25 protein-coding genes are annotated in these 21,039 nt (G+C 38.3%); 21 read left to right on the top strand and 4 right to left on the bottom strand.

What is annotated here, in order from left to right; genetic code table 11:
• The first annotated feature begins 18 nt into the window (after positions 1–18).
• The 10 genes from mqnP to bcp are packed head-to-tail and all read left to right on the top strand — an operon-like array spanning position 19 to position 6,432.
• Positions 19–879: a menaquinone biosynthesis prenyltransferase MqnP gene (gene mqnP, locus MNY27_RS01930; protein ID WP_152183628.1), complete on the top strand. Its 861-nt coding sequence runs from the start codon at positions 19–21 to the stop codon at positions 877–879.
• Positions 876–1,400, top strand: coding sequence for a hypothetical protein (locus MNY27_RS01925; RefSeq protein WP_152183627.1), 525 nt, complete (start codon positions 876–878; stop codon positions 1,398–1,400). Before mqnP ends, MNY27_RS01925 begins: the two co-directional genes overlap by 4 nt.
• A complete protein-coding gene (locus MNY27_RS01920; RefSeq protein WP_188109446.1) occupies positions 1,397–1,921 on the top strand; it encodes a hypothetical protein in 525 nt (174 codons plus the stop codon). The genes MNY27_RS01925 and MNY27_RS01920 overlap by 4 nt, the downstream gene beginning before the upstream one ends.
• 4 nt (positions 1,922–1,925) lie before the next feature.
• Positions 1,926–3,092 (top strand): FtsW/RodA/SpoVE family cell cycle protein, encoded by a 1,167-nt coding sequence (locus MNY27_RS01915; RefSeq protein ID WP_152183626.1) that lies wholly within the window; start codon positions 1,926–1,928, stop codon positions 3,090–3,092.
• Between the two features lie 10 nt (positions 3,093–3,102).
• Positions 3,103–4,125 carry an undecaprenyldiphospho-muramoylpentapeptide beta-N-acetylglucosaminyltransferase gene (murG, locus tag MNY27_RS01910; RefSeq protein WP_152183625.1) on the top strand — a complete coding sequence of 341 codons (1,023 nt, stop codon included), beginning with the start codon at positions 3,103–3,105 and terminating at the stop codon, positions 4,123–4,125.
• 42 nt (positions 4,126–4,167) lie between these two features.
• The gene (locus tag MNY27_RS01905) at positions 4,168–4,476 is read left to right on the top strand and encodes a nucleotidyltransferase domain-containing protein (protein WP_152183624.1); all 309 of its coding nucleotides are present in this window, start codon (positions 4,168–4,170) and stop codon (positions 4,474–4,476) included.
• Positions 4,469–4,804 carry a HepT-like ribonuclease domain-containing protein gene (locus MNY27_RS01900; RefSeq protein ID WP_152183623.1) on the top strand — a complete coding sequence of 112 codons (336 nt, stop codon included), beginning with the start codon at positions 4,469–4,471 and terminating at the stop codon, positions 4,802–4,804. The genes MNY27_RS01905 and MNY27_RS01900 overlap by 8 nt, the downstream gene beginning before the upstream one ends.
• Before the next feature lie 42 nt (positions 4,805–4,846).
• A complete protein-coding gene (locus MNY27_RS01895; protein ID WP_152183622.1) occupies positions 4,847–5,452 on the top strand; it encodes a DedA family protein in 606 nt (201 codons plus the stop codon).
• Entirely contained in the window at positions 5,449–5,943 is a 495-nt protein-coding gene (locus MNY27_RS01890; protein WP_246153815.1) for a DUF420 domain-containing protein, read from the top strand. The genes MNY27_RS01895 and MNY27_RS01890 overlap by 4 nt, the downstream gene beginning before the upstream one ends.
• An 18-nt stretch (positions 5,944–5,961) precedes the next feature.
• Positions 5,962–6,432 (top strand): thioredoxin-dependent thiol peroxidase, encoded by a 471-nt coding sequence (gene bcp, locus MNY27_RS01885; protein ID WP_152183621.1) that lies wholly within the window; start codon positions 5,962–5,964, stop codon positions 6,430–6,432.
• A gap of 22 nt (positions 6,433–6,454) precedes the next feature.
• Here bcp and MNY27_RS01880 read toward each other — a convergent pair whose 3' ends face one another.
• Entirely contained in the window at positions 6,455–8,011 is a 1,557-nt protein-coding gene (locus MNY27_RS01880; RefSeq protein ID WP_152183620.1) for a DUF3373 family protein, read from the bottom strand.
• Positions 8,012–8,375: 364 nt separating this feature from the next.
• Between MNY27_RS01880 and rpsB the strand changes: the two genes are divergently transcribed.
• The 9 genes from rpsB to argS all read left to right on the top strand — a co-directional run bounded on the left by rpsB (position 8,376) and on the right by argS (position 17,372).
• Complete coding sequence (gene rpsB / locus MNY27_RS01875; protein WP_152183619.1) at positions 8,376–9,158, top strand: 30S ribosomal protein S2; 783 nt, start codon at positions 8,376–8,378, stop codon at positions 9,156–9,158.
• A gap of 2 nt (positions 9,159–9,160) precedes the next feature.
• A complete protein-coding gene (tsf, locus tag MNY27_RS01870) occupies positions 9,161–10,213 on the top strand; it encodes a translation elongation factor Ts (RefSeq protein WP_152183618.1) in 1,053 nt (350 codons plus the stop codon).
• An 83-nt stretch (positions 10,214–10,296) separates the two neighbouring features.
• Entirely contained in the window at positions 10,297–11,499 is a 1,203-nt protein-coding gene (locus MNY27_RS01865) for an NAD(P)/FAD-dependent oxidoreductase (RefSeq protein ID WP_346391807.1), read from the top strand.
• Positions 11,500–11,523: 24 nt separating this feature from the next.
• Complete coding sequence (locus MNY27_RS01860) at positions 11,524–12,168, top strand: ATP-binding cassette domain-containing protein (protein WP_152183616.1); 645 nt, start codon at positions 11,524–11,526, stop codon at positions 12,166–12,168.
• On the top strand, positions 12,168–12,932 hold the full coding sequence (gene fliR / locus MNY27_RS01855) for a flagellar biosynthetic protein FliR (RefSeq protein ID WP_188109445.1): 765 nt from the start codon (positions 12,168–12,170) through the stop codon (positions 12,930–12,932). The genes MNY27_RS01860 and fliR overlap by 1 nt, the downstream gene beginning before the upstream one ends.
• 61 nt (positions 12,933–12,993) lie before the next feature.
• The gene (locus MNY27_RS01850) at positions 12,994–14,838 is read left to right on the top strand and encodes a DNA topoisomerase IV (protein WP_346391806.1); all 1,845 of its coding nucleotides are present in this window, start codon (positions 12,994–12,996) and stop codon (positions 14,836–14,838) included.
• Entirely contained in the window at positions 14,838–15,458 is a 621-nt protein-coding gene (gmk, locus tag MNY27_RS01845; RefSeq protein WP_346391805.1) for a guanylate kinase, read from the top strand. Before MNY27_RS01850 ends, gmk begins: the two co-directional genes overlap by 1 nt.
• 84 nt (positions 15,459–15,542) lie before the next feature.
• The gene (locus MNY27_RS01840) at positions 15,543–15,773 is read left to right on the top strand and encodes a twin-arginine translocase TatA/TatE family subunit (protein ID WP_152183612.1); all 231 of its coding nucleotides are present in this window, start codon (positions 15,543–15,545) and stop codon (positions 15,771–15,773) included.
• 3 nt (positions 15,774–15,776) lie between these two features.
• Positions 15,777–17,372 (top strand): arginine--tRNA ligase, encoded by a 1,596-nt coding sequence (argS, locus tag MNY27_RS01835; RefSeq protein WP_188109444.1) that lies wholly within the window; start codon positions 15,777–15,779, stop codon positions 17,370–17,372.
• Positions 17,373–17,379: 7 nt separating this feature from the next.
• Here the strand turns inward: argS and MNY27_RS01830 are convergent, their stop codons facing one another.
• On the bottom strand, positions 17,380–18,057 hold the full coding sequence (locus MNY27_RS01830; protein WP_152183611.1) for a hypothetical protein: 678 nt from the start codon (positions 18,055–18,057) through the stop codon (positions 17,380–17,382).
• Between the two features lie 55 nt (positions 18,058–18,112).
• On the opposite strand from MNY27_RS01830, the gene MNY27_RS01825 reads away from it, so the two are divergent.
• Both MNY27_RS01825 and MNY27_RS01820 read left to right on the top strand, forming a co-directional pair.
• On the top strand, positions 18,113–18,736 hold the full coding sequence (locus MNY27_RS01825) for an acyl-CoA acyltransferase (RefSeq protein ID WP_152183610.1): 624 nt from the start codon (positions 18,113–18,115) through the stop codon (positions 18,734–18,736).
• A gap of 45 nt (positions 18,737–18,781) precedes the next feature.
• On the top strand, positions 18,782–20,119 hold the full coding sequence (locus tag MNY27_RS01820) for a Na+/H+ antiporter NhaC family protein (RefSeq protein WP_346391804.1): 1,338 nt from the start codon (positions 18,782–18,784) through the stop codon (positions 20,117–20,119).
• Here MNY27_RS01820 and MNY27_RS01815 read toward each other — a convergent pair.
• Positions 20,116–20,388, bottom strand: a complete 273-nt coding sequence (locus tag MNY27_RS01815; protein ID WP_152183609.1) for a type II toxin-antitoxin system RelE/ParE family toxin — start codon at positions 20,386–20,388, stop codon at positions 20,116–20,118. The two genes, MNY27_RS01820 and MNY27_RS01815, sit on opposite strands and share 4 nt — an antisense overlap.
• The gene (locus MNY27_RS01810) at positions 20,385–20,618 is read right to left on the bottom strand and encodes a ribbon-helix-helix protein, CopG family (RefSeq protein WP_152183608.1); all 234 of its coding nucleotides are present in this window, start codon (positions 20,616–20,618) and stop codon (positions 20,385–20,387) included. Before MNY27_RS01810 ends, MNY27_RS01815 begins: the two co-directional genes overlap by 4 nt.
• Positions 20,619–21,039: the final 421 nt, after the last annotated feature.

Raw genomic sequence — 21,039 nt, 5'->3', positions numbered from 1 at the left:
CAAAATATGGGGTGGAATTTGCAAAGACTGATACAAAAAGCAAAAGATTTTAACGAACTAGTCATGTTTGAACACTCTATATTTTCACTGCCGTTTATTTTCATCGCTATGGTTGTTGCAGCAGATGGATGGTTTGGTTTTGGACTGCTCATTTTAGGTGTTTTAGCAGCACTGAGTGCTCGAAACTTCGCAATGGGTGTGAACCGTTATGCTGACAGGGACATAGATGCAAAAAACCCTCGTACTGCAACGCGACCAAATGTAGATGGGCGCCTGGATGCAGTGAGCATGATGATATTTATAGTTGTTAATGCACTCATTTTTATTGCTGTTGCCTATCTGATAAACTCTTTGGCCTTTGCACTCTCTCTGCCTATACTCTTGGTACTTGCATCATACTCTTATTTTAAACGTTTCTCTTCTTTGGCACATGTTGTTTTGGGGCTTGCCCTTGGTCTTGCACCGATTGCCGGTGTTGTAGCCGTGAGTGCTACGATTGAGCTTTGGTCTGTTTTACTCTCTTTGGGAGTGATTTTTTGGGTAGCTGGATTTGATCTGCTTTACTCTTTGCAAGATATCGATTTTGACAAAGACAATAATCTCTACTCCATTCCCTCGCGTTACGGAGCAGAGGCTACACTCTTCATCTCGGCACTCTTTCATGCTTTGGCAGTTCTTTTTTGGATTTTATTTGTTTGGGCAGCTGACCTTGGCTTTTTCGCTTATGTAGCAGCATTTGGAAGTGGATTTGTTCTATTGTATGAGCAGCAGTTGGTACGACGTGATTTTACGCAAATTGACAGAGCATTTTTTACAGTAAATGGCTACTTGGGCATTGCCTTTTTTCTACTGATAATAATTGATAGGATAGTCTCATGAGTCAACCTCGTTTAGTCCCAGCACCGATAAGTATTGCATTCTCAGAGGCTTCACTGGATAAGGAGGCATATGAGAGAGAGTTTCAACAGCTCAGTGAGAGTGATGATGACCCAATAAGCCAGTGGCTAAAACTTGCAAAAGCAAGAGGTGATACGGCTGAGACAGATCCTGTGCTTTTAAATCTTGTCGTAGAATTACATAGAAAGATAGACGCGTTAGAGGCATTTTTGAAAAATGAGACACCAAAACGGGTCTCCCTCACGCAGGAAGTGGAGATTGAATCCATTGGGTTTGAGCATTTCAAACTTAAAGAGCCACTGCTGCAAGCCGGGAAGATCTACTATGGGCGTGTAGCGATGCCTGTACACCCTAAACGTGATGTCGGACTCTTTTTTAAAGCGTTAGATTCACAACTGGCAGAGACAGTCCGTATGCATGAGAGAGATGAGAAAGAGTGGGCGGCTTATATGACAGCACGTGAGAGAATTTTAATTCGTCAGGCAAGAGAGAAAAAACAGTGAACTTAGAAAATTTTCAATTTAATATTGAGTATATTATTGTCATTATGGCGGGAGTTATTCTTTACCTGCTCTATTATGTCTACTCAAAAGATTCCGACTACTCACGTAATATCCGCTCAGTCGCTTCTGTGGTAGAAGATCTAAACAGAGAGATATTTTACTTAAAACGTGAGCTTAAAGAGACAGAATCTGCTATCAAAAAAGCACCATCGCGTATGAGTGATGATGAGATTTATCAAGAGATAGAACGCAGTGTCTATGATATGGTCCAACCGCTTTCACTTGCACTCAAACAGATACAAAATAACATTGAGAGCATTGAAGTAGAGATAGAGTCCCGCATCGCACAATTAGAGAGTGGCGTGAAGCAGATTAGCATTCCTTCTTCTATTCATGGCAATGATGATGAAAAAATTATCTCCTTGTTTCAACAGGGGGTATCGATTGATACAATCGCAAAAGAGTTACATATTTCAAAGCCCGAAGTTGAGTTTGTTTTAAAAATCAACAAAATAAAGTAGATTGATGGGTGCAGACAGACAGCTTTTTACACTTGTAAGTATCCTGATAGGACTCAGTATCATCCTCTCTTATACACTCACGACTTATACGGTACTGCTTTTTGGCGTCAATGAGTTTCACTTTGTCATCCGCCAATCCATTTTTGCATTTTTGGGTATTGGTATCATTTATACTCTTTCACAACTTAATCCGGACAAGTGGCTCAAACCTATCGGTTTTACGCTCTTTTTTGGCTCTTTGATTTTAATGATAGCGATGCCGTTTTTACCTGAGACGATAGTGAGTGAGGTAGGAGGTGCAAAGCGGTGGATAAAGATCGCAGGTTTCTCTTTGGCACCTGTTGAGTTTTTCAAGGTCGGTTTTGTCTATTTTCTTGCATGGAGTTTCTCACGCAAGTTAGGGCATCATGATGGTATGGGACTCAAAAATGAGTTTAAACGATTTCTGCCTTATGCGGTTATCTTTATTATGGCGATGTTTATCATTGCCTTTTTACAAAAAGATTTGGGACAGGTCGTTGTTTTAGGTGCAACCTTGCTTTTTATGCTTATCTTTGCAGGAAGCAGTTTTCGTTTTTTCCTTACTATCTTGGGTGGGATTTTCAGCGCAGTTGTTGTCTTTATACTAACAGCCGAGCATCGAATCTTGCGTATAAAATCATGGTGGTCGATAGCGCAAAACTCTGTTTTGGAACTCTTGCCGGATGCCATAGCAGATAAATTGCGTGTACCTGTTGAAGTAGAACCCTATCAGATAGGAAACTCGCTCAATGCCATTCATAACGGTGGCTTTTTCGGTACGGGTCTTGCAAACGGAACATTTAAACTTGGATTTTTGTCAGAGGTGCATACGGACTTTGTCTTAGCAGGTCTTGCAGAAGAGTTTGGTTTTGTCGGGCTTTTATTCGTTGTCGTGGTATTTATGTGGATGCTACAGCGAATTTTTAAAGTAGCCAATCGTGTGGAAGATACAAGTCTATACCTTTTTAGCATAGGAATAGGACTTACTTTGGCATTTTCGTTTTTGGTAAATGCCTATGGAATCAGTGGCATCACACCCATTAAAGGGATCTCAGTTCCATTTCTTTCCTATGGGGGTTCTGCTATGCTTGGTGCTTCCTTTGGAGTTGGGATGGTGTTGATGGCTTCCAAAAAAGCAGATATGAGTTAGAGGCTACGATATGAAATTATGTGTAACAGGCGGTGGAACAGGCGGGCATTTGATGATAGCAGAGGCGATTGTAGAAGCTGCTGTAGCTGAGGGGCATGAGTGCATCTTTATCGGTTCAAAAAAAGGGCAGGATAGAAAATATTTTGAACACGGCAGCTCATTTTCGCATGTCTATTTTTTAGATACGACAGGAGTTGTCAATCAAAAAGGGCTTGGAAAATTAAAGGCACTCTATAAAATATTAAAAGCACTTCTTAGCTCACGCAAGATACTCAAAAAACATAAAGTAGATGCCGTTTACAGTGTAGGTGGTTTCTCTGCTGCACCTGCCTCTTTTGCGGCACTTACACTTTATAAACCTCTTTTTATTCATGAACAAAATGCAGTTACAGGACGACTTAACGGACTGCTAAAAAGATATGCAAGAAGTTTTGTTTCTGCTTATGATAAAGAGTCTCCAATCAAAGGTTATCCTGTCAAATCGGTTTTTTATAAAACGGCACACTTGCGCCAGCAGTTGCGTACCATCATCTTTTTAGGTGGAAGCCACGGAGCAAAAGCTATCAATGATTTGGCTTTGAGTATTGCTTGGAAGCTGAAAAAAAGAGGTATTGCTATCATTCATCAAGCGGGTGAAGCTGATTTTGAGAGGGTAAAAGAAGAGTATGAAACACTTGGAGTTGAGGCAGAACTCTACGGCTTTACAAAAGAGTTGCCATCTCTTATAAACAGAGCAGATATGGCAGTCTCACGCAGCGGAGCTTCAACACTTTGGGAACTAACAACGAATGGTTGTCCTGCTCTTTATGTTCCATACCCGTATGCAGCAAGAGATCATCAATACGACAATGCAAAGTTCATTGTCGATAACAATATGGGCTGGTGTGAGCGAGAAGGCGAAGGGCTCAAAAGCAAACTGCTCTCCATCATCAAAGAGCCACAGCTTAAAGAAAAGAGCCAAAAACTTTTAGAGTACGCACAAAAAGATGTGGCTCAAAAGATGATAAAAGATGTAGAAGCGAAGATACAATAGTTAGGTATAATACTTATAAAAGAACTCAAAAGAGGCAAAGATATGGATAAAAAAATTTTAGCTACACTGACAACGCTTAAAGAACGTCTGCGTGAGGATGGATTTATCATTGATGGTATTTTTGGTTCTTTTGCACGTAATGAAGCGACATCGCTAAGTGATTTAGATATTTTGTATCATCTTGAGAGACCTTTTTTTGAAAAATATGAAGGCTTTAGCGGTTTTAAGCGTCTTGATGAAATTAAAGAGTATATCTCAAGTAAAACTGCAAAAAAAATAGACTTGGCACCAAAAAACAATCTTTCAAAAACTGCGCAAAAATATATTTTGGATGAAGTAATATATGTCTAATCGTTCGCAACAGGCAAAGATTGATTTTATTGTAGAGATGATTGAAAATATTGAGATTATCACATCTCGGCATAAAGGTATTGTCAAAGCTTTAGAAGATGTGGAAGGATGGATTGCAATACTTATGGGTTTATCGCAAATAGGTGAAACTCTGAAAAAGTTTGATGATACAGTTATTGAAAAATATGATTTGAAAAAAGACAGAGATGGTGCTTACTATACGCGTAATTATATTGTACACGATTATGAAGGTGTCGATTTAGGATTTGTTGAGAGTATTGTAAGAGATTATTTGCCAAAACTGAGAGAAAAACTTGCACACATTTAATAAAAATCAAAATATTATGCTTCTTATCAAGGAAAAAACCAAGTGATCCATGAACTTGCACAACAACTTGTTGATCTGATATTTGACTGGGGGTATTTGGGGATATTTATCATGATGGCGATTGAGTCTAGTTTTATCCCTTTTCCTTCTGAAATAGTTTTGGTTCCGGCAGGATATCTGGCCAGTTGTGGGGATATGAGCATCTCTTACATTATGATGAGTGCTATTTCTGGAAGTTTGGTCGGGGCATTTGTGAACTACTATCTTGCCTTTACACTCGGGCGTAAATTTTTACTGCGATATGGCAAATATTTTTTTATCTCCCCGGAGGTACTGGAGAAGATGGAGAGCTATTTTAAAAAACATGGGCATATCTCCACTTTTTCAGGCAGGCTTATTCCGGGTATTCGTCAGCTTATCTCCATTCCCGCCGGACTCGCAAAGATGAATCTTTTAGAGTTTAGTGTCTTTACAACACTGGGTGCTGGTATCTGGGCTTTGATACTGACACTTTTAGGGTATTATATCGGTGAAAATCAGGAACTTATAAAAGAGTACTTAAAAGAGATAACTACTCTTGTTGTTGTGTTACTCATAATCATAGGCGCGCTATACTATCGTTATCAAAAAAAGAGAGAGTCAAAGTGATAAAAGAAAATATGAACTATATGTTTGAAGCCGGTTTTTTAGGAACACGTGCACCGTTTTTTATGGATGTGGTGACACTTATCGTTGCTTGTTTGCCTCTACTTGTTTATGTGGCGGTTTTGTTTGCAAAGAGTAAAAAGTACAAACTCCATACACTTTTACAAAATGTTATCTTTGTTTTTTCTGTTGTTGTCATTACTTACTTTGAGCTTGGTGTACGAGTAGGTGGAGGTTTTAAGGCATTTATCGTTGATAGTGGAGTTTCTCACACATATGCTTCAGTTGTTTTGGGTGTTCATATTTTGATAGCAACCATTACTTTCTTTTACTGGATACTCATTATGATTCGCGCAAATTATGAGTTTGTAAAAAAGCTCATCCCAGGACGAGCTTCCAATGCCCATAAAATCTTGGCAATCAAGACATTCACAGGCATTGTCTTTACATCATTTAGCGGTATTTGGGTTTATCTGCTATTATTCGTCTATTAGAAATTCAAGGAGTCAACTATGTTAGAACTTGGTCAAAAAGCACCGGATTTTTGTCTGCCAAATCAGGATGATGTCGAGATTTGTCTGCGTGATTTAAAAGGAAAGTGGGTAGTGCTCTATTTTTACCCAAAAGACAATACTCCTGGATGTACAATCGAAGCATGTGAATTTACAGAAGCTGCACCGGATTTTTCATCACTTGATGCTGTGATTTTAGGTGTGAGTGCAGACTCTACCAAAAAACACAGAAACTTCATCGAGAAGAAAAATCTAGGTATTACACTGCTCAGTGATGAATCAACTGAGATGATGCAAAAGTATGGTGTGTGGCAGCTGAAAAAAAATTACGGCCGTGAATATATGGGTATCGTTCGCTCAACATTCATAATAGACCCAGAGGGTGTAGTACGTGTTAAATGGGAAAAAGTTCGTGTGAAAGGGCATGTAGAAGCTGTTAAAGAGAAGCTTAGTGAGTTGAAAAACGCATAAACTAAAAAGAGAAAATCTCTTTTTAGTATCTATAGCGTAGATAGAAACGGATATCTTGTGCTTTATCTACATAGTTAGAAGCATTTGTCATATTGTTTGTGATTTCAACAGCATTTCCTGTTGTATTACCAAAGAAACCATTACTTCCGGCATATTTATAATCTATATATGTATAGCGGATTTGAAGTGATAAAATATCTTCAACCAATGGCTCTGTGAAGTATGCCTCGTACGCGTCACCACGAGCGGCTACTTTTGAACCGATATTTGTATCTTCTGCATAAGTGATACTTCTCCAGTACTGTGTACCATGGTTGTACTCAAGTCCCCAGCGTCCCTCCTCAGAGATAAGTGAAGGAAATTGTGTTCCAACCCATACAGAGTAACCTGTTTTACTCTCTCCCGGATTTGAAACAAGCATACCCTGATCAGCGTTAGGATCGGTGATACTCATTGCACCACTTACAAAGAAGATAGTGTCATCTAAAAAGTCATTGATACCATCACCTATACCATTAGCTACTACATTTGCAGTAATAGAGTGTAATCCCCCTACTGTGTAGAATTGATTTTGAGGAACTCCACCGACAAAAACCTGATCGATTAAATTACTTGCATAGTAATATTGAGAATTAATGCTGTATTGACCATCATCATAAGGGACAAAGATAAGACCAATTAAATCAATATTTGGTTCAACATCAGTATCATTTGCATATGGTGCTGCAGTGAATTTATGAGAAGCATTACTCATACCTCGACCGGCACAGAATTTCAGATACATGCCATCAGCACCTGTAATGTTTTCCAGCCCAAATTTTGCACTAAGACCATCGAATTCAACATTGATACTGTGTCCCATTGGTGAAGCTGCATGGTCATCATCTCTAAGGTTGATAAGATGGCCGTTTGTTGATGGACGACGACCGACACTGAAGGTCCACGGTATATCAGCTCCTAAAAATTCACTATCTTTATAGAAGAAGTATGCTGAGCGAACTCGTACAATATCATCGTAAGCATTTTCATTCGCTATCCAATCAAAGTTTTCAAAGTTATATCCTATCGTATCATTGTCAGTTCTCTGTCCAAAAGCTTTATTGTAAGCAAGTTGCCCCGTAAAACTAAGGTGTTGTGTCGCTGCCCAGTTCATGTTCATCCATAATCTGTTTGTCATAAAGGCATCATTTTTCTGTTTGCTACCATCTGCCATTTTATAATCAAGATTTTCGATTGCAAAACGATAGTCAACACCAAATTTTAGGTGGTTTCCATTTGTGTTTCTGTTAAGATCACTAATGTTTTCCTGTATTTCGGCAATTTGATCTTCTATGCTATCTTCTTCGTCATCATCCTCTTCATCATCAGATTCAGCCTGATTTGCTTGCGCAACTTCTTCTTCATCACCATCTTCATCGCTTGTTGCTTTAGATTCTTGTGATTTTAAACTCTCTAGCTCTTGTTGCATCTGCTTCATCTGAAGCTCCATCATCTGGATACGATCATACATAGACTCTGCACTTAGGTTGGTTCCAAGAATTGTCGCAGCAGCCAGTGATAGTAGTAAAGGCTTGTTCATCTTTTTCCTTTTTCTGTGATATTGTTGTGATACTATACATCATTAATTATAAAGATAGTTTTAAATTTTTACTATATTACTATAAATATTAATTATATTTTGTCAGCTTATGTCTATTATTAGCAGAGTAAAACAAAAGCTAGATTTAAATAAATTTTTAGTATAATTCACGGATTTTTCTTCTGTAATGCACAGTCGAAAATATTAACAGGTTATGTCAAAAAACCGGTGCAACTTCCTCTCTAGGGAGTCAATGCTCGACATCTCCAAAGCCAACCGGTGAAAACAAGGGAACCGCTTTTTGCACTGCAAAAATGTTTCTTTAGTAATTCTGGCTCATTATGAAGCCCTTAAAGGACCTTAAATGGTAACTATGAAAGACCTATTGGAATGTGGTGTACACTTCGGACACCAAACTCGTCGTTGGAATCCAAAGATGAAAAAATTCATCTTCGGTGTAAGAAAGAACATCTATATCATCGATTTACAAAAAACACTTCGTTACTTCCGTAACACATACCAAATCGTAGTTGATGCAGCAGCAGAAGGACAAACTATCCTTTTCGTTGGTACAAAAAAACAAGCACGTAACTCAGTTCGTGAAGCTGCGATTGCATGTGGTATGCCATATGTAGACAACAGATGGTTAGGTGGTATGCTTACTAACTTCCCAACTATTCAAAAATCTATCCGTAAACTTGATGTTATCACTGAGATGCAAGAAAACGGTCAAATCGATCTTCTTACAAAGAAAGAGGCATTAATGCTTTCAAGAAAAAAAGAGAAGCTTGAGATGTATTTCGGTGGTATCCGTGATATGAAAAAACTTCCAGATATGCTTTTCATCGTTGATGCAGTAAAAGAGCATACAGCAGTTCTTGAAGCTCGTCGTCTTGGTATCCCTGTTGTAGCTCCACTTGATACGAACTGTGACCCAGACCTTATCACTTACCCAATTCCTGGTAATGATGATGCTATCCGTTCTATCCAACTTTTCTGTCGTGAAATGACAGCAGCGATTAACGAAGGTAAAGCTCTTCGTGATGGTCAAGGTGAAGAAGTAGAACAGACTGAAGAGGTTGCAACTGAAGAAGCAGCGACTACAGAAGCTCCAGCAACTGAAGAAAAAACTACAGAGGAAGCGTAATTATGGCAGCAGTAACAGCAGCAATGGTTAAGGAGCTTCGTGCAGCGACTGATGCTCCGATGATGGATTGTAAAAAAGTTTTAGTTGAAGCTGACGGAGATATGGAAAAAGCAAAAGAGCTTCTAAAAGAGCGCGGTATCGCTAAAGCAGCTAAAAAAGCTGACCGTGTTGCAGCAGAAGGTCTTGTTGGTTACAAAATGGCTGACGACTTCTCAAAAGCAGCAGTAGTTGAAGTAAACTCTGAGACTGACTTCGTTGCACAAAATGAAGGTTTCCAAAATCTTGTAAAAGATACAGTAGAAGAGATCTACAACAATGAGCCAGCTGATGTTGAAGCACTGAATGCTTCTGCATATGGTGAAACTTTTGTAGAGACTGTTACAAAAATCGGTGAGAAGATCGAAGTTCGCCGTTTTGCAGTAATGAAAGCAGAACCAACTGAAGCGATGAATGGTTACATTCACTCAAACAACCGTATTGCAGTTATCGTAAAAGCAAAATGTGACTCTGAAAAAACTGCAGAGTGCATGAGAGATACGCTAAAACAAATTGCAATGCACGCATCTGCTATGAAACCGACAACTCTTTCATATAAAGATTTTGATGCTGAGTATGTTGAGAGTGAAACAAAAGGTCGTATCGAAGCACTGAAAAAAGAGAACGAAGAGTTAAGCCGTCTTGGTAAACCTCTTAAAAACGTTCCAAAATACATCTCTATGATGCAACTCACAGATGAAGTTATGGCACAAGCTGAAGCTGACATCAAAGCTGAGTTATTAGCAGAGGGAAAACCTGAGAAGATTTTAGACAAAATCATTCCTGGTAAAATCGCTCGTTTTATCTTAGATAACACACTTTTAGATCAAGAACAAGCACTTCTTGACCAACAATATGTTTTAGATGATAAATTAACTGTTGCTGAGGCAGTTGAAAAAGCTGCTAAAGCATGTGGTGGTACAGCTGAGATCACTGAATTTGTTCGCCTTGAAGTTGGTGAAGGAATCGAGAAAAAAGAAGACGACTTCGCAGCAGAAGTTGCAGCACAAATGGGTTAAGCTTTAGGCTTAACTCAACCTCTATTAAATATTCTCCCCTTTTTTTAATCAACTCTTGCTTTCATTCATGATATAATCATCCAATGATAAAAAATAATGTAAAAAAAATTGTGGTCATTGGTGCTGGATATGGTGGTGTAAGATTAGTTGAAAAACTCTCACGCAATCATAGTTATGAGATAGCTCTTTTTGATAAGAACCCTTATCACTTTATGCAGACGGATGTATATGACTTAATAGCCAATGAAGTAGATTTTGCAAAAATTATTGTTGATTTGTACACTTTATGCAGTGGGCTTGGTGATAATGTTTCTTTCTATAATCAAGAAGTAAAAGAGATAGACTTTAGTCATAAACGAGTTTTTACTGATACACAGAGATTTTCTTATGATTATCTTGTTATTGCTGTAGGAGCGAGAACAAAGTTCGTAAAAAGCATTCAAGGACTTAACGAGTATGCACATGGAGTCAAAGCATTACACCGTGCAATGTATTTTAAACAGAAGTTTGAGATGTCTCTTTTTCGAAAAGTGGATGCAAGTGGGGCAAAGTGTGATCCTTTAAATATTGTTATTGCAGGTGCAGGACTGAGTGGTGTGGAAATCGCAGCACAAATGGCCTCTTTTGCCAAAGAGTTCTATTGTAAAAATCATTTTTTATGTAGAAAACTCAATATTGTGCTTGTGAACTCATCCCAGAAGATTTTAAAAGGTATGGATATTTTTTTGGTAGAAAAATCAGAAAAAAGATTGCTCAACTTGGGTGTGACTATTAAGAACAATGTCCGTGTTGCGTCACTTACAAAAGAGTATGTCTATTTGAGTAATGGAGAGAGCATTGCTATGGACTTTATGATATTTGCAGGAGGTATTGAACCAAACGGGCTTATCTATAAACTTGATTTGCAAAAAGACAAACGAGGGTTCCTGTTAACAAATGAATTTTTACAAACACCGCAATATAAAGAGGTTTTTGTTATAGGTGATGCAACAATCCTACATAAAAATGAGAAGATTATCGCGCCAACGGCTGATGTAGCAGAACAGATGGCTGATATATGTGCTACAAATATAGAGCTTTTAGATAAAGGCAAGACATTACGAAAACACTCCATAAAATCTCGTGGTATATTAATCTCTTTAGGAAGAAATTATGCTGTAGCAAAAGTTTTTGGTCTTTTTTTTGATGGGTATTTTGCCTATTGTGTGAAAAAATTTGTCGAAAAAAGCTATGCATGGCATTTGGATAGAAAATCGAAAAATGGCTGTCAGAAAATATTTAAATAAGCTAGATTTGAATATAATCTTTTCATGAATCTATTATCTGCAACAAACTTATCGCACTCTTTTGATTATGAACTTTTTAACAATGTTTCACTTGAACTTAATCGTAAAGAGAGTATTGCTATCATAGGTATTAGCGGGAGTGGGAAATCGACACTCCTGCACCTTTTATCAACACTTTTAAAGCCTGACAGTGGAACGGTTGAGCTTTTAGGGGAAGATATACTCTCTATGAAGCCAAAAAAACTTTCACTTTTACGTCGTAATGAACTTGGACTAATATTTCAATCACACTATCTTTTTAAAGGATTTAGCGGATATGAAAATCTTGAAGTGGCTGAGATATTGGCAGGGGAGCCTATAGAAGAAGAACTTTTAGAGCGTTTAGAGATAGAACACTGCATCCGCCAAAAAGTAACTGAGCTCTCCGGAGGACAGCAACAACGTGTTTCCATCGCAAGGGTTTTAACAAAAAAACCGACAATAATATTTGCAGATGAGCCAACAGGGAATCTTGACAAAGTAACAGCAGGGGAAGTGATGGAGCTCTTCTTTGAGTATATTCACAAACACAAAGCAGCTATGGTCCTTATTACACATGATGAGACCTTGGCACACATGTGTGATAAGGTTTATAAATTAGAGAATAAAGAGCTGATAAGAGTGAAGTGATGGAGTTGGCACAAATATTTAATGAAGCAAATGCCGTTGGTTTTATACTGCTTTATTTTCGTTTTGCTGCACTTTTCATTGCTGTACCTATCTTTTCACATAACAACATTCCTATGAACATCAAAGCGGCAATGGCTTTTTTCTTTACAGTGGTTTTTTACGCCTCTATGCCTCCTGTGCAAATTGCACTTACTGTTCCTTCTATCATCATTGCAATTTTGGGTGAATTTATGCTTGGACTTGTCGTCGGTGTTGCTCTGCAGCTTGCTTACAATATCATTACATTCGCAGGTGGACAGATATCGTTTATGATGGGGTTTTCCATGGCAAGTGCCATTGACCCGCAGTCTGGTATCTCTATGCCAATTATCTCACAGTTTCTTTCTCTGCTTGCATTAATGGTACTCCTTGCACTTAATCTGCATCATTGGATGCTACTCTTAATTGACCATAGTCTTAAAACCGTTCCTTTGGGTGGATTTATGATGAGTAATGACTTTTTTAATTATATTATCCATGCAACATCAAGTATGTTTTTAGTCGGTTTTATTATCGCTTTTCCTATCATTGCACTCTCTTGGTTGGCTGATATTATCTTTGGAATGCTTATGAAAACTATGCCTCAGTTTAACCTTTTGGTTATTGGTTTTCCTATTAAGATTATGGTTGCATTTGCTGTTCTTATAGCAATACTTACGGCAGTTATGCTGATACTCAAAGGTCAAATCCAAGAAGCTTTCAATGCTTTGGAGATGTTTTTTTAGTTTTTTTAGGGTACAATAATATGATTTTAAACAATCATAGATGCTCTCATAAGGAATATGCGTGAAGATACTACTGTTGAATGATAACCCGGTTGTAAACAAATTAGTTACACTAAGTGCACAAAAGACTTCAGACGAGTTAGATATCGTCCAAAGTATTGATGATATAGTAAACGATTCCTATGATTTGGTAGTAGTAGATGACAGCATAGGTGGTGATGAAGCTTTAGATGAGTTAAGAAAGAAACTTACTTTTTCTAAAAGTTTATATATCTGTGCCCGAGATGCACAAAAGAGTGAAAAGTTCAACACAACACTCAAAAAGCCATTTTTACCGACAGACCTTGTGGAGCTTTTCGCTATGTATGACAAAGAGATAGAAAAAGGTGAGGATCTACCAGAGACGCAGAGTGTCGAAGAAGTAGTGCAAGAGAGTCAGGAGAGTAGAGTAGAAGAGCCTGCTGAAGAGATAGAAGAGCTAGAGAGTTTGGATGTAGATAATATGCTTGAGCTGGATGAACTGGACGGGATTGATGACTTGGATGAACTTGATGATTTTGAAGAGATAGCACTTGATGAACAGGTAGAGTTTGATAGTGAATCATTGGAACTGGACATTGATGGTGCTACAGAAGATACAACACTAGAACTTGATGAGTTTGATGAAACACTCATAGATGAAGAGTCTTTGGATGATGAAAACCTTGGAGAGAGCGTTTTAGATGATGAAGAAGCACAAAAGGTAAAAGATCTTCTTGATGAAACAAGTGTTGATGCTGGAAGCTCTTTGGCTATTGATGATGTGCCAGAAGTCTCTGATGAAGAGAGTGTTGTCAAAGAGTATGATCTTGCCCTTGACATGGAAGATGAAGCTGATGTCAATATTGGTGAAGAGCCAACTGAGGAAGCGGAGTCTTTAGAGATGGAAGGTGAAGGTGAAAATCTTACGCTTGAAGAGTTGGAGAGTGAGACTGTTGAAGAGCTTGAGGATATCGTGGATGAAGCGCTAACAGAAGAGTTGGCTCTTGAAGAGGAAGACATAGAGTATGATATGGCATTGGATTTGGAAGATGAGGCCGATGCTGATATTTCAAAAGATGATGTGCTCTTAGCAGTGGATGATCTAGATGAAAATGTTGCAGAGGATAGTGTTTCTGAAGATGAGTTGTTCAGTGAGTTTGATGAGAACAGTGAAGATGAAGAATCAGCAGTAGAAGAGAGCAGCGAAGAAGTTGCGCAAAGTGAGGATGCAGCTAAAGATATGTTCGAAGAGCTTGGAATCTTTGATGAAGCTGTTGACGCAGATGAAAGTACAGAAGATGAAGCGAAATCAGTACTTGATGAGACTCTTGAAGAACTTGAGTTGTCAGATGAGGAAGAAGAACCTGAACCTGAAGAGACAGATGAAGAAGATGCTATAGAAGAAGTGATGGAAGAGGAAGTTGCTGATATCGAAGATAGTGAGGCTCAAGAAGATAATGTTGAGGATATAGAGCAGCAGATACAAGAGGCTGTTGAAGAGTTGAGCGAAGAAGATTTAGAGAGTGAACTTGATGATGAAACACTGCTTGGTATCGCAGCAGCAGAGATAGACGCACTTGATAGCTTAAGCTCTAAAGATCTCAAACTTGCTCTTGGAGAAGAGATAGAAGAAGAGGAAGAAGAGATTTCTGAGCCAGAAGAAGAGGAAGAAGAGATTTCTGAGCCAGAAGAAGAGAGCCCAGAGGTAACAGCAGAAGATGTTGAAGAGTTACTTGAAGAAGCTGAAAAAGAAGTTGAAGATGAAGAGAAAATCGAGGGAGTTGAGGCACTGAAAAAGCTTTTAGAAGCACTGAGTGATAAAGATGTAGCAGCCTCAATGAAGGGAATGAAAATTACAATAAATATAGAGTTGGATAATAAATAATGAGTAAAATAAATGGTGCGGTTTTAGTTCTTTCAGGTCCGAGTGGAGCAGGAAAAAGCTCTTTAATTCATAAGATAATCGATGATATCGGAGAGTGTTACTTTTCCATCTCGACGACAACAAGACCTATGCGTGAGGGTGAAGTTGAGGGTGTTGATTATCACTTTGTTGACAAAGAAGAGTTTGAGCGTGAGATAGAAGAGGATCAGTTTTTAGAGTATGCTGTTGTTCATGGTAATTATTATGGAACTTCACTACGTCCTGTAAAAGAGGCACTTGGTGCAGGAAAACTTGTTATCTTTGATATTGATGTTCAGGGTAACTCTGCTGTTCAAAACAGGCTTGGAGATATTACAACTTCTGTATTTATCACACCACCAACACTCTCAGAATTGAAAAAACGTCTTGAAAATCGCTCAACTGATGCACCAGAGGTCATAGAGAGACGTATAAAGATGGCACGAAAAGAGATTCAGCGTGTATCAGAGTATGAGTATCTGCTTATCAATGATGATTTGGATGTTGCAGCTGATAAGTTGCGTATTATCGCTACAACCGCTCGTTTTAAGAAATCAAATGATGAGATCAACTTATTTGTAAACCAATGGGAAGATGTGTAAGCTCAGTGAGCTTATTTATGTAAGAGAAGTTACAGAAAAATAACGATATACTTCATCACTTAATTTTAAACAAGGAAATATACTATGGGAATGCCTAGTGGAACAGAGTTACTACTTATTTTTGGAATTATCGTACTGCTTTTTGGTGCGAAAAAGATACCAGATTTAGCAAAAGGTCTTGGTAAAGGGATCAAAAACTTCAAACAAGAGATGAAAGAAGTTGATGAGGTTGAGGTAGAAGCTCCTAAAAAAGTTGAAAAAAGTGAAGAGGTAGCCTCTAGCGAAGAAGCTCCAAAAACTACTACACAAGCGTAAGCCTTGAAACAACGTGTATCGGCGCTACTGCGCGAAAAGTTAGGTCGTGAAGTTGTTTTAGAAAAGCCACGTGACCGCTCTTTTGGTCACTTTGCTACTCCTATTGCTTTTTCTCTGGCAAAAGAACTTCGAAAATCTCCTATGGTTATTGCCGATGAACTTGCTTCATCTTTTGAAGATGCAGATGAGTTCTCAAGTGTAGAACCTGTAAAGGGTTACTTGAATTTTCGTCTCAGTGAAGACTTTTTAAGTGAATATGCTTCTTGGGCATTAGATAACCCACAAAAGTTTGCAACACAAGAAAAAAATGAGAAGATTCTTTTAGAGTTTGTCAGTGCAAATCCTACAGGACCATTGCATATCGGTCATGCAAGAGGTGCCGTTTACGGTGATACACTCTACCGTCTTGCAAAACATCTGGGTTATGATATTACTGCCGAGTATTATGTCAATGATGCAGGAAATCAGATTGATCTGCTTGGGCTTTCCATTCAACTTCATGGACGTGAAAATCTTCTTGATGAGACGGTAGAGTATCCTGAATCTTATTATCGTGGAGAGTATTTGGATGCACTCTCACGTGATGCTATGGAGAAGTTCGGTGCTGAGATTTTCCATGATGAATCACGCCGCCGTGAACTTGCAATGTGGGCTAAAGATGAAGTGATGAAGATCATCGTGAAAGATTTGGCAGATACGAACATCCATTTTGATACTTTTGTTTATGAATCCACGCTTTATGATGACTGGGATAGAGTTATGAAGAAGATGGGTGACGGTATCTATGAAAAAGATGGTAAAGTCTGGATAGCCTCTGAAGCAAAAGGCGATGAAAAAGACAGAGTTGTTGTGCGTGAGGATGGTCGTCCGACTTATCTTGCAGGCGACATCGTTTATCATAACCAAAAGTTTGAGCGTGGATATGACCACTACATCAACATCTGGGGTGCGGACCATCATGGCTACATTGCCCGTGTAAAAGCTGCGATTGAGTATCTTGGCTATGACTCATCTAAACTTGAAGTACTTCTTTCTCAAATGGTAAGTCTTTTAAAAGATGGTGAGCCATACAAGATGAGTAAGCGTGCCGGTAATGTCATTTTAATGAGTGATATTGTTGAAGAGATAGGAGCTGATGCTCTACGCTTTATCTTTGCAAGTAAAAAGAGTGATACTGCACTGGAGTTTGATCTCTCTGAGTTTAAAAAAGAGGATAGTTCAAACCCAATTTTTTATATTCAGTATGCACATGCCCGAATCAAGACACTCCTTTCAAAAAGTAAGCTCAGTGAAGAAGAGATAATGAAAGCAGAGCTCAAAGGTCTTGGTGAAAATGCAGATGTGCTTCTTTTTGATGCACTTTTACTACCTGAAGTTGTTGAAGATGCATTTTCTACGCGTCAGGTACAAAAGCTGACAGATTATCTCAAATCATTGGCGGCATCTCTGCATAAGTTCTATTATGATGTGCGTATGATTGGTACGCCTAATGAAGCTAAACTCTTGAAGTTGATGCTTATTGTGGCACTAAGCATTAAAACGGGACTTTCATTGATGGGAATTGCGGCAAAAGATAGAATGGTAAAAGAGGACGAATAAGTCTCTTTTACTGTTTGATCTCAGGGTAGAGCTTTTCTACCTCTTTGATATACTTTTTTGGAATCTGAATTAAAATCGGATTTTTCTCTTTATCTAGCCACTTTATAATCTTTTGTAAATCTCTTTTAGACATTGAAGTGCATCCGACAGTTGGATGATCTGTTGATTTTTGAATATGAATAAATATACATGAGCCTCTTTTTGCCACTGCATGAGGGTTATGTGCTACAACTATACCGATTTCATACTGTCCATCGCCTCTACGCATATGCTCAAAGCTCTTTTCATCTCCATGGGCTTCTATGATTTGGTTGTAAAAAGGGGATTTGCTATCATCCACACAGATAAGTTTGTTGTCTGCATAGAGATAAGGCAGTTTTGTTTGTGTGGTTGGTGCATATCCAAAACTCTCAGTAAGCGCAAAGACTCCGGCAGGTGCTTTTTTATCACCTTCATATTTTAGAGGTTCATCCTCTGCGTGAGCTATGGTTTTGATGCCGATTCCCCATCCAAGACCATTTTTCCCAAGATTGACCTCTATATCACTACAGACTTTTTTCTCTCCCTCAAAGCAGGAGAGCTTGGCTTTTGGGCTGCTAAAATCATCAGCAACGACTAGGAGTATCTGTTGTGATGAAAACAACAATGTTGAAAAACTTAGTGTAATTAAGAAACTTTTTATCATAAAGTATGGTACTATTACTATTATATGAAGTCAAGAGCAAAAAGGCAAAAATATTATGAGTATTAAAATAAGACAGGCAAAGGCTGAAGACGCGCCTTTTTTAGCACAAATGATGTTACAAAGTTCGAGAGCTGGGAAAAAAGATGGACTTTTCGATTTGGTTTTTGAAACAAATGATAATGCACAACTTTTAGAAAAACTCACAAAACTTGCAACTACCGAGGCAAAAAGCCATTGTAACTATAGAAATTTTTTAATTGCTGAAATGGATGGACAGAGTGTTGGTACACTATGCAGTTATGAACCTCGTAAAGCGACAAAAGAGGTCTTTATCAAAGCACTTCAAGAAGTTGGATGTTCCCAAACAATAGAAGAGACACTCAGCATTGTGTATGAGTGTGAATTAGATATCAGCCGCACAGCAATCATGTTTGATTTTATGGAAGAGCTTGAGGGCTGCATCGATGTTGGAGTTCTCAAAGCTCTTATGCAGAAGTCACTCCTTACTGCACGCTTAAAAGGTTACAGTATAGCACAGACTATCATTGAGATTGGCTCTCTAGAAGCAGAACTTTTTTATAAAAAACTCGGTTTCACTCCTGTTGATGAAAAAGAGTGTGAACGCTATAAAGAGACTTTTGGTCGTAGCGGACTCAAACTGCTCTCAATCGCATTTTAGGATATATCCATAGAATTTTCAGCCTTAAGTGTTCTGCCTTCGCTCTTGGCAATAGCACTTGCTCTTTATTCGCGCAATGTGCTTTTATCTCTTTTTGGTGGTGTCTTTTTAGGTCTTTTTTTACTTCAAGATTTTTCTTTTTTTGCTACGCTTGATGCTACGCTTTCTCTTTTTATCTCTTTACTCTCAGAAGCTTGGATAGGAAAGACTTTGGTCTTTGCTGTTTTAGTTGGAAGTGTGATGGAACTTATAGAGAGAAGTGGAGGTATCAATGGTTTTGTGGAGTATATGACACAAAAATCCAAACTTGTTGCATCTCCTCGTTCTGCATTGATGGTAAGTTATATCATAGGAGTTGTGATTTTTATAGAATCATCCATCACCTCTTTGATTGCCGGTGCAGTTGGCCGTCCTCTTTGTGACAAGGAAGGTGTGCCTCACGCAAAGCTGGCCTACATTTGTGACTCCACATCTGCACCTATTAGTTCACTGATAGTGCTTAACGGTTGGGGAGCTTTGCTTTTAGGGCTCATCGCTACTCAGATTGACTCTGGGCTTATCAGTGGTGAGAGTGTTGATTGGCTTATTAAAAGTGTTGTCTATAATTTTTATGCCATATCAGCACTGATAGTTACTTTTTTGGTTATTTGGTTTAACATTGATATAGGTCCTATGAAGGCAGCTCTGCCATCCAACTCTCACGCAAGGCTCATGTTCAACAAAAGTGCACCGATGCACTATATGATAATGCCGATTATAGTTATGATTGTTTCTGTCTTTGTTTTTTTATATCTTACGGGAAATGGCAATATTTTAAAAGGAAGCGGTTCAAGCTCCATCTTTTACACAATGCTTACTACACTAGGGTTTATGTATATTTTGTATGTCATGAAAGGAAAAATGAGTACAAAAATATATCTGCTCTCAAGTTTTAAAGGAGCAAAAAAGCTCTTTGGCATAGCAATGATACTTCTTTTTGCTTTTGCCATAGGAAAAGTGACACTGCAGCTCCATACCGGGCTCTATCTTGCATCTCTTGCAAGCAATAATCTCTCCCCTTATCTTCTAGCAGCAGTGATTTTTTTACTGAGCTCCATCATATCATTTTCAACAGGGACAAGCTGGGGGACATTTTCGATTATGATTCCAATAGCAGTACCGATGGCAGTGGGACTTGATGCCAATGTTTCTCTTGCAATAGGAGCTGTAATTAGTGGTGGTGTCTTTGGAGATCACTGCTCACCCATCTCAGATACGACGATTATTTCTTCATTAGCAAGTGATTGTGAAGTTATAGAGCATGTAAAGACGCAGCTCCCGTATGCTCTTATAAGTGGAGTGGTCGCAATTATATTGTTTATAGTGTTTGCAATTTTTGCTTAGGAGTAGATATCTTTTCGAAAACCAATACGTAAAACAAGTAAGATAATTGCATCTCCATCAATACGAAAAAGTACGCGGATTTTTCTTGCTACGATAAATCTGTATTGTGAGTCAAACTCACTCCCTTTGAGCTCACGCACTTTTTTAGACTCTTTTAAAATCTCAAAATTATCTGCAAGATAGTGAAGCTTGTTTACAATTAGAATCTGATCCGGTTTTGCAAAAGATTTCAGGTCTTTGAGAGATTTTTCGGAATACTTTATCTTCACAGCTCAATGCCTAATTCTTTATAAACATCTTCACTCTCATAAACTTTCATTTTGCCTGATTTTATATTTCGTGTAACTGCATCAGCAACGATACTGTCAGTATAGTCAAAATAAAAATCCAAAGCATTCTCAACTATCTCTTTTTGTGATTTGTGCATAGCTGAAGCAACTTCCTCTAACTCTTTTGCCAAAGATTCATCAAGTGATATAAGTTTTTTTACTGTTGCCATTGTTTATCCTTTTGTATGTCTAATTATATATCTAAAATCATATCTTGTCAATAAACTATGAAGTATTCGAAATTTAGTAATGGAGTTCACTTTTAATAAGAGTTTTATTTGTAAAGTGGAAGTATGTTTATTGTATCGTTGTTTAGCGTATCTCTAAAAAAGCTAGAGATACACCAAGGAGAATATTATATTATTTTAAGATTTTTATTTGCCGGTTTCTTCTAGTGAATTTTGACTACAAGAACCTTTTTTTGCCATGTCAAGCTCAGAAATAGCTTTTTTTGCTTCTTCTTCATCAACTGTAGGCACGCATCCCATTTGGCCACCCCGCGCATTTTGATTTGGCCAGCGCGCGCATGAATACTTGGCCACCTCACGCACTTGTTATTTGGCCACTTTTTCTTCTTGATGCGTATATAAG

This window comes from Sulfurimonas sp. NWX79 (genome assembly GCF_039667035.1).
Classification (GTDB): Bacteria; Campylobacterota; Campylobacteria; order Campylobacterales; family Sulfurimonadaceae; genus Sulfurimonas; species Sulfurimonas indica.
Note: the sequence above shows the minus strand (reverse complement) of the source record. Positions and strands in the feature narration are given on the sequence as shown.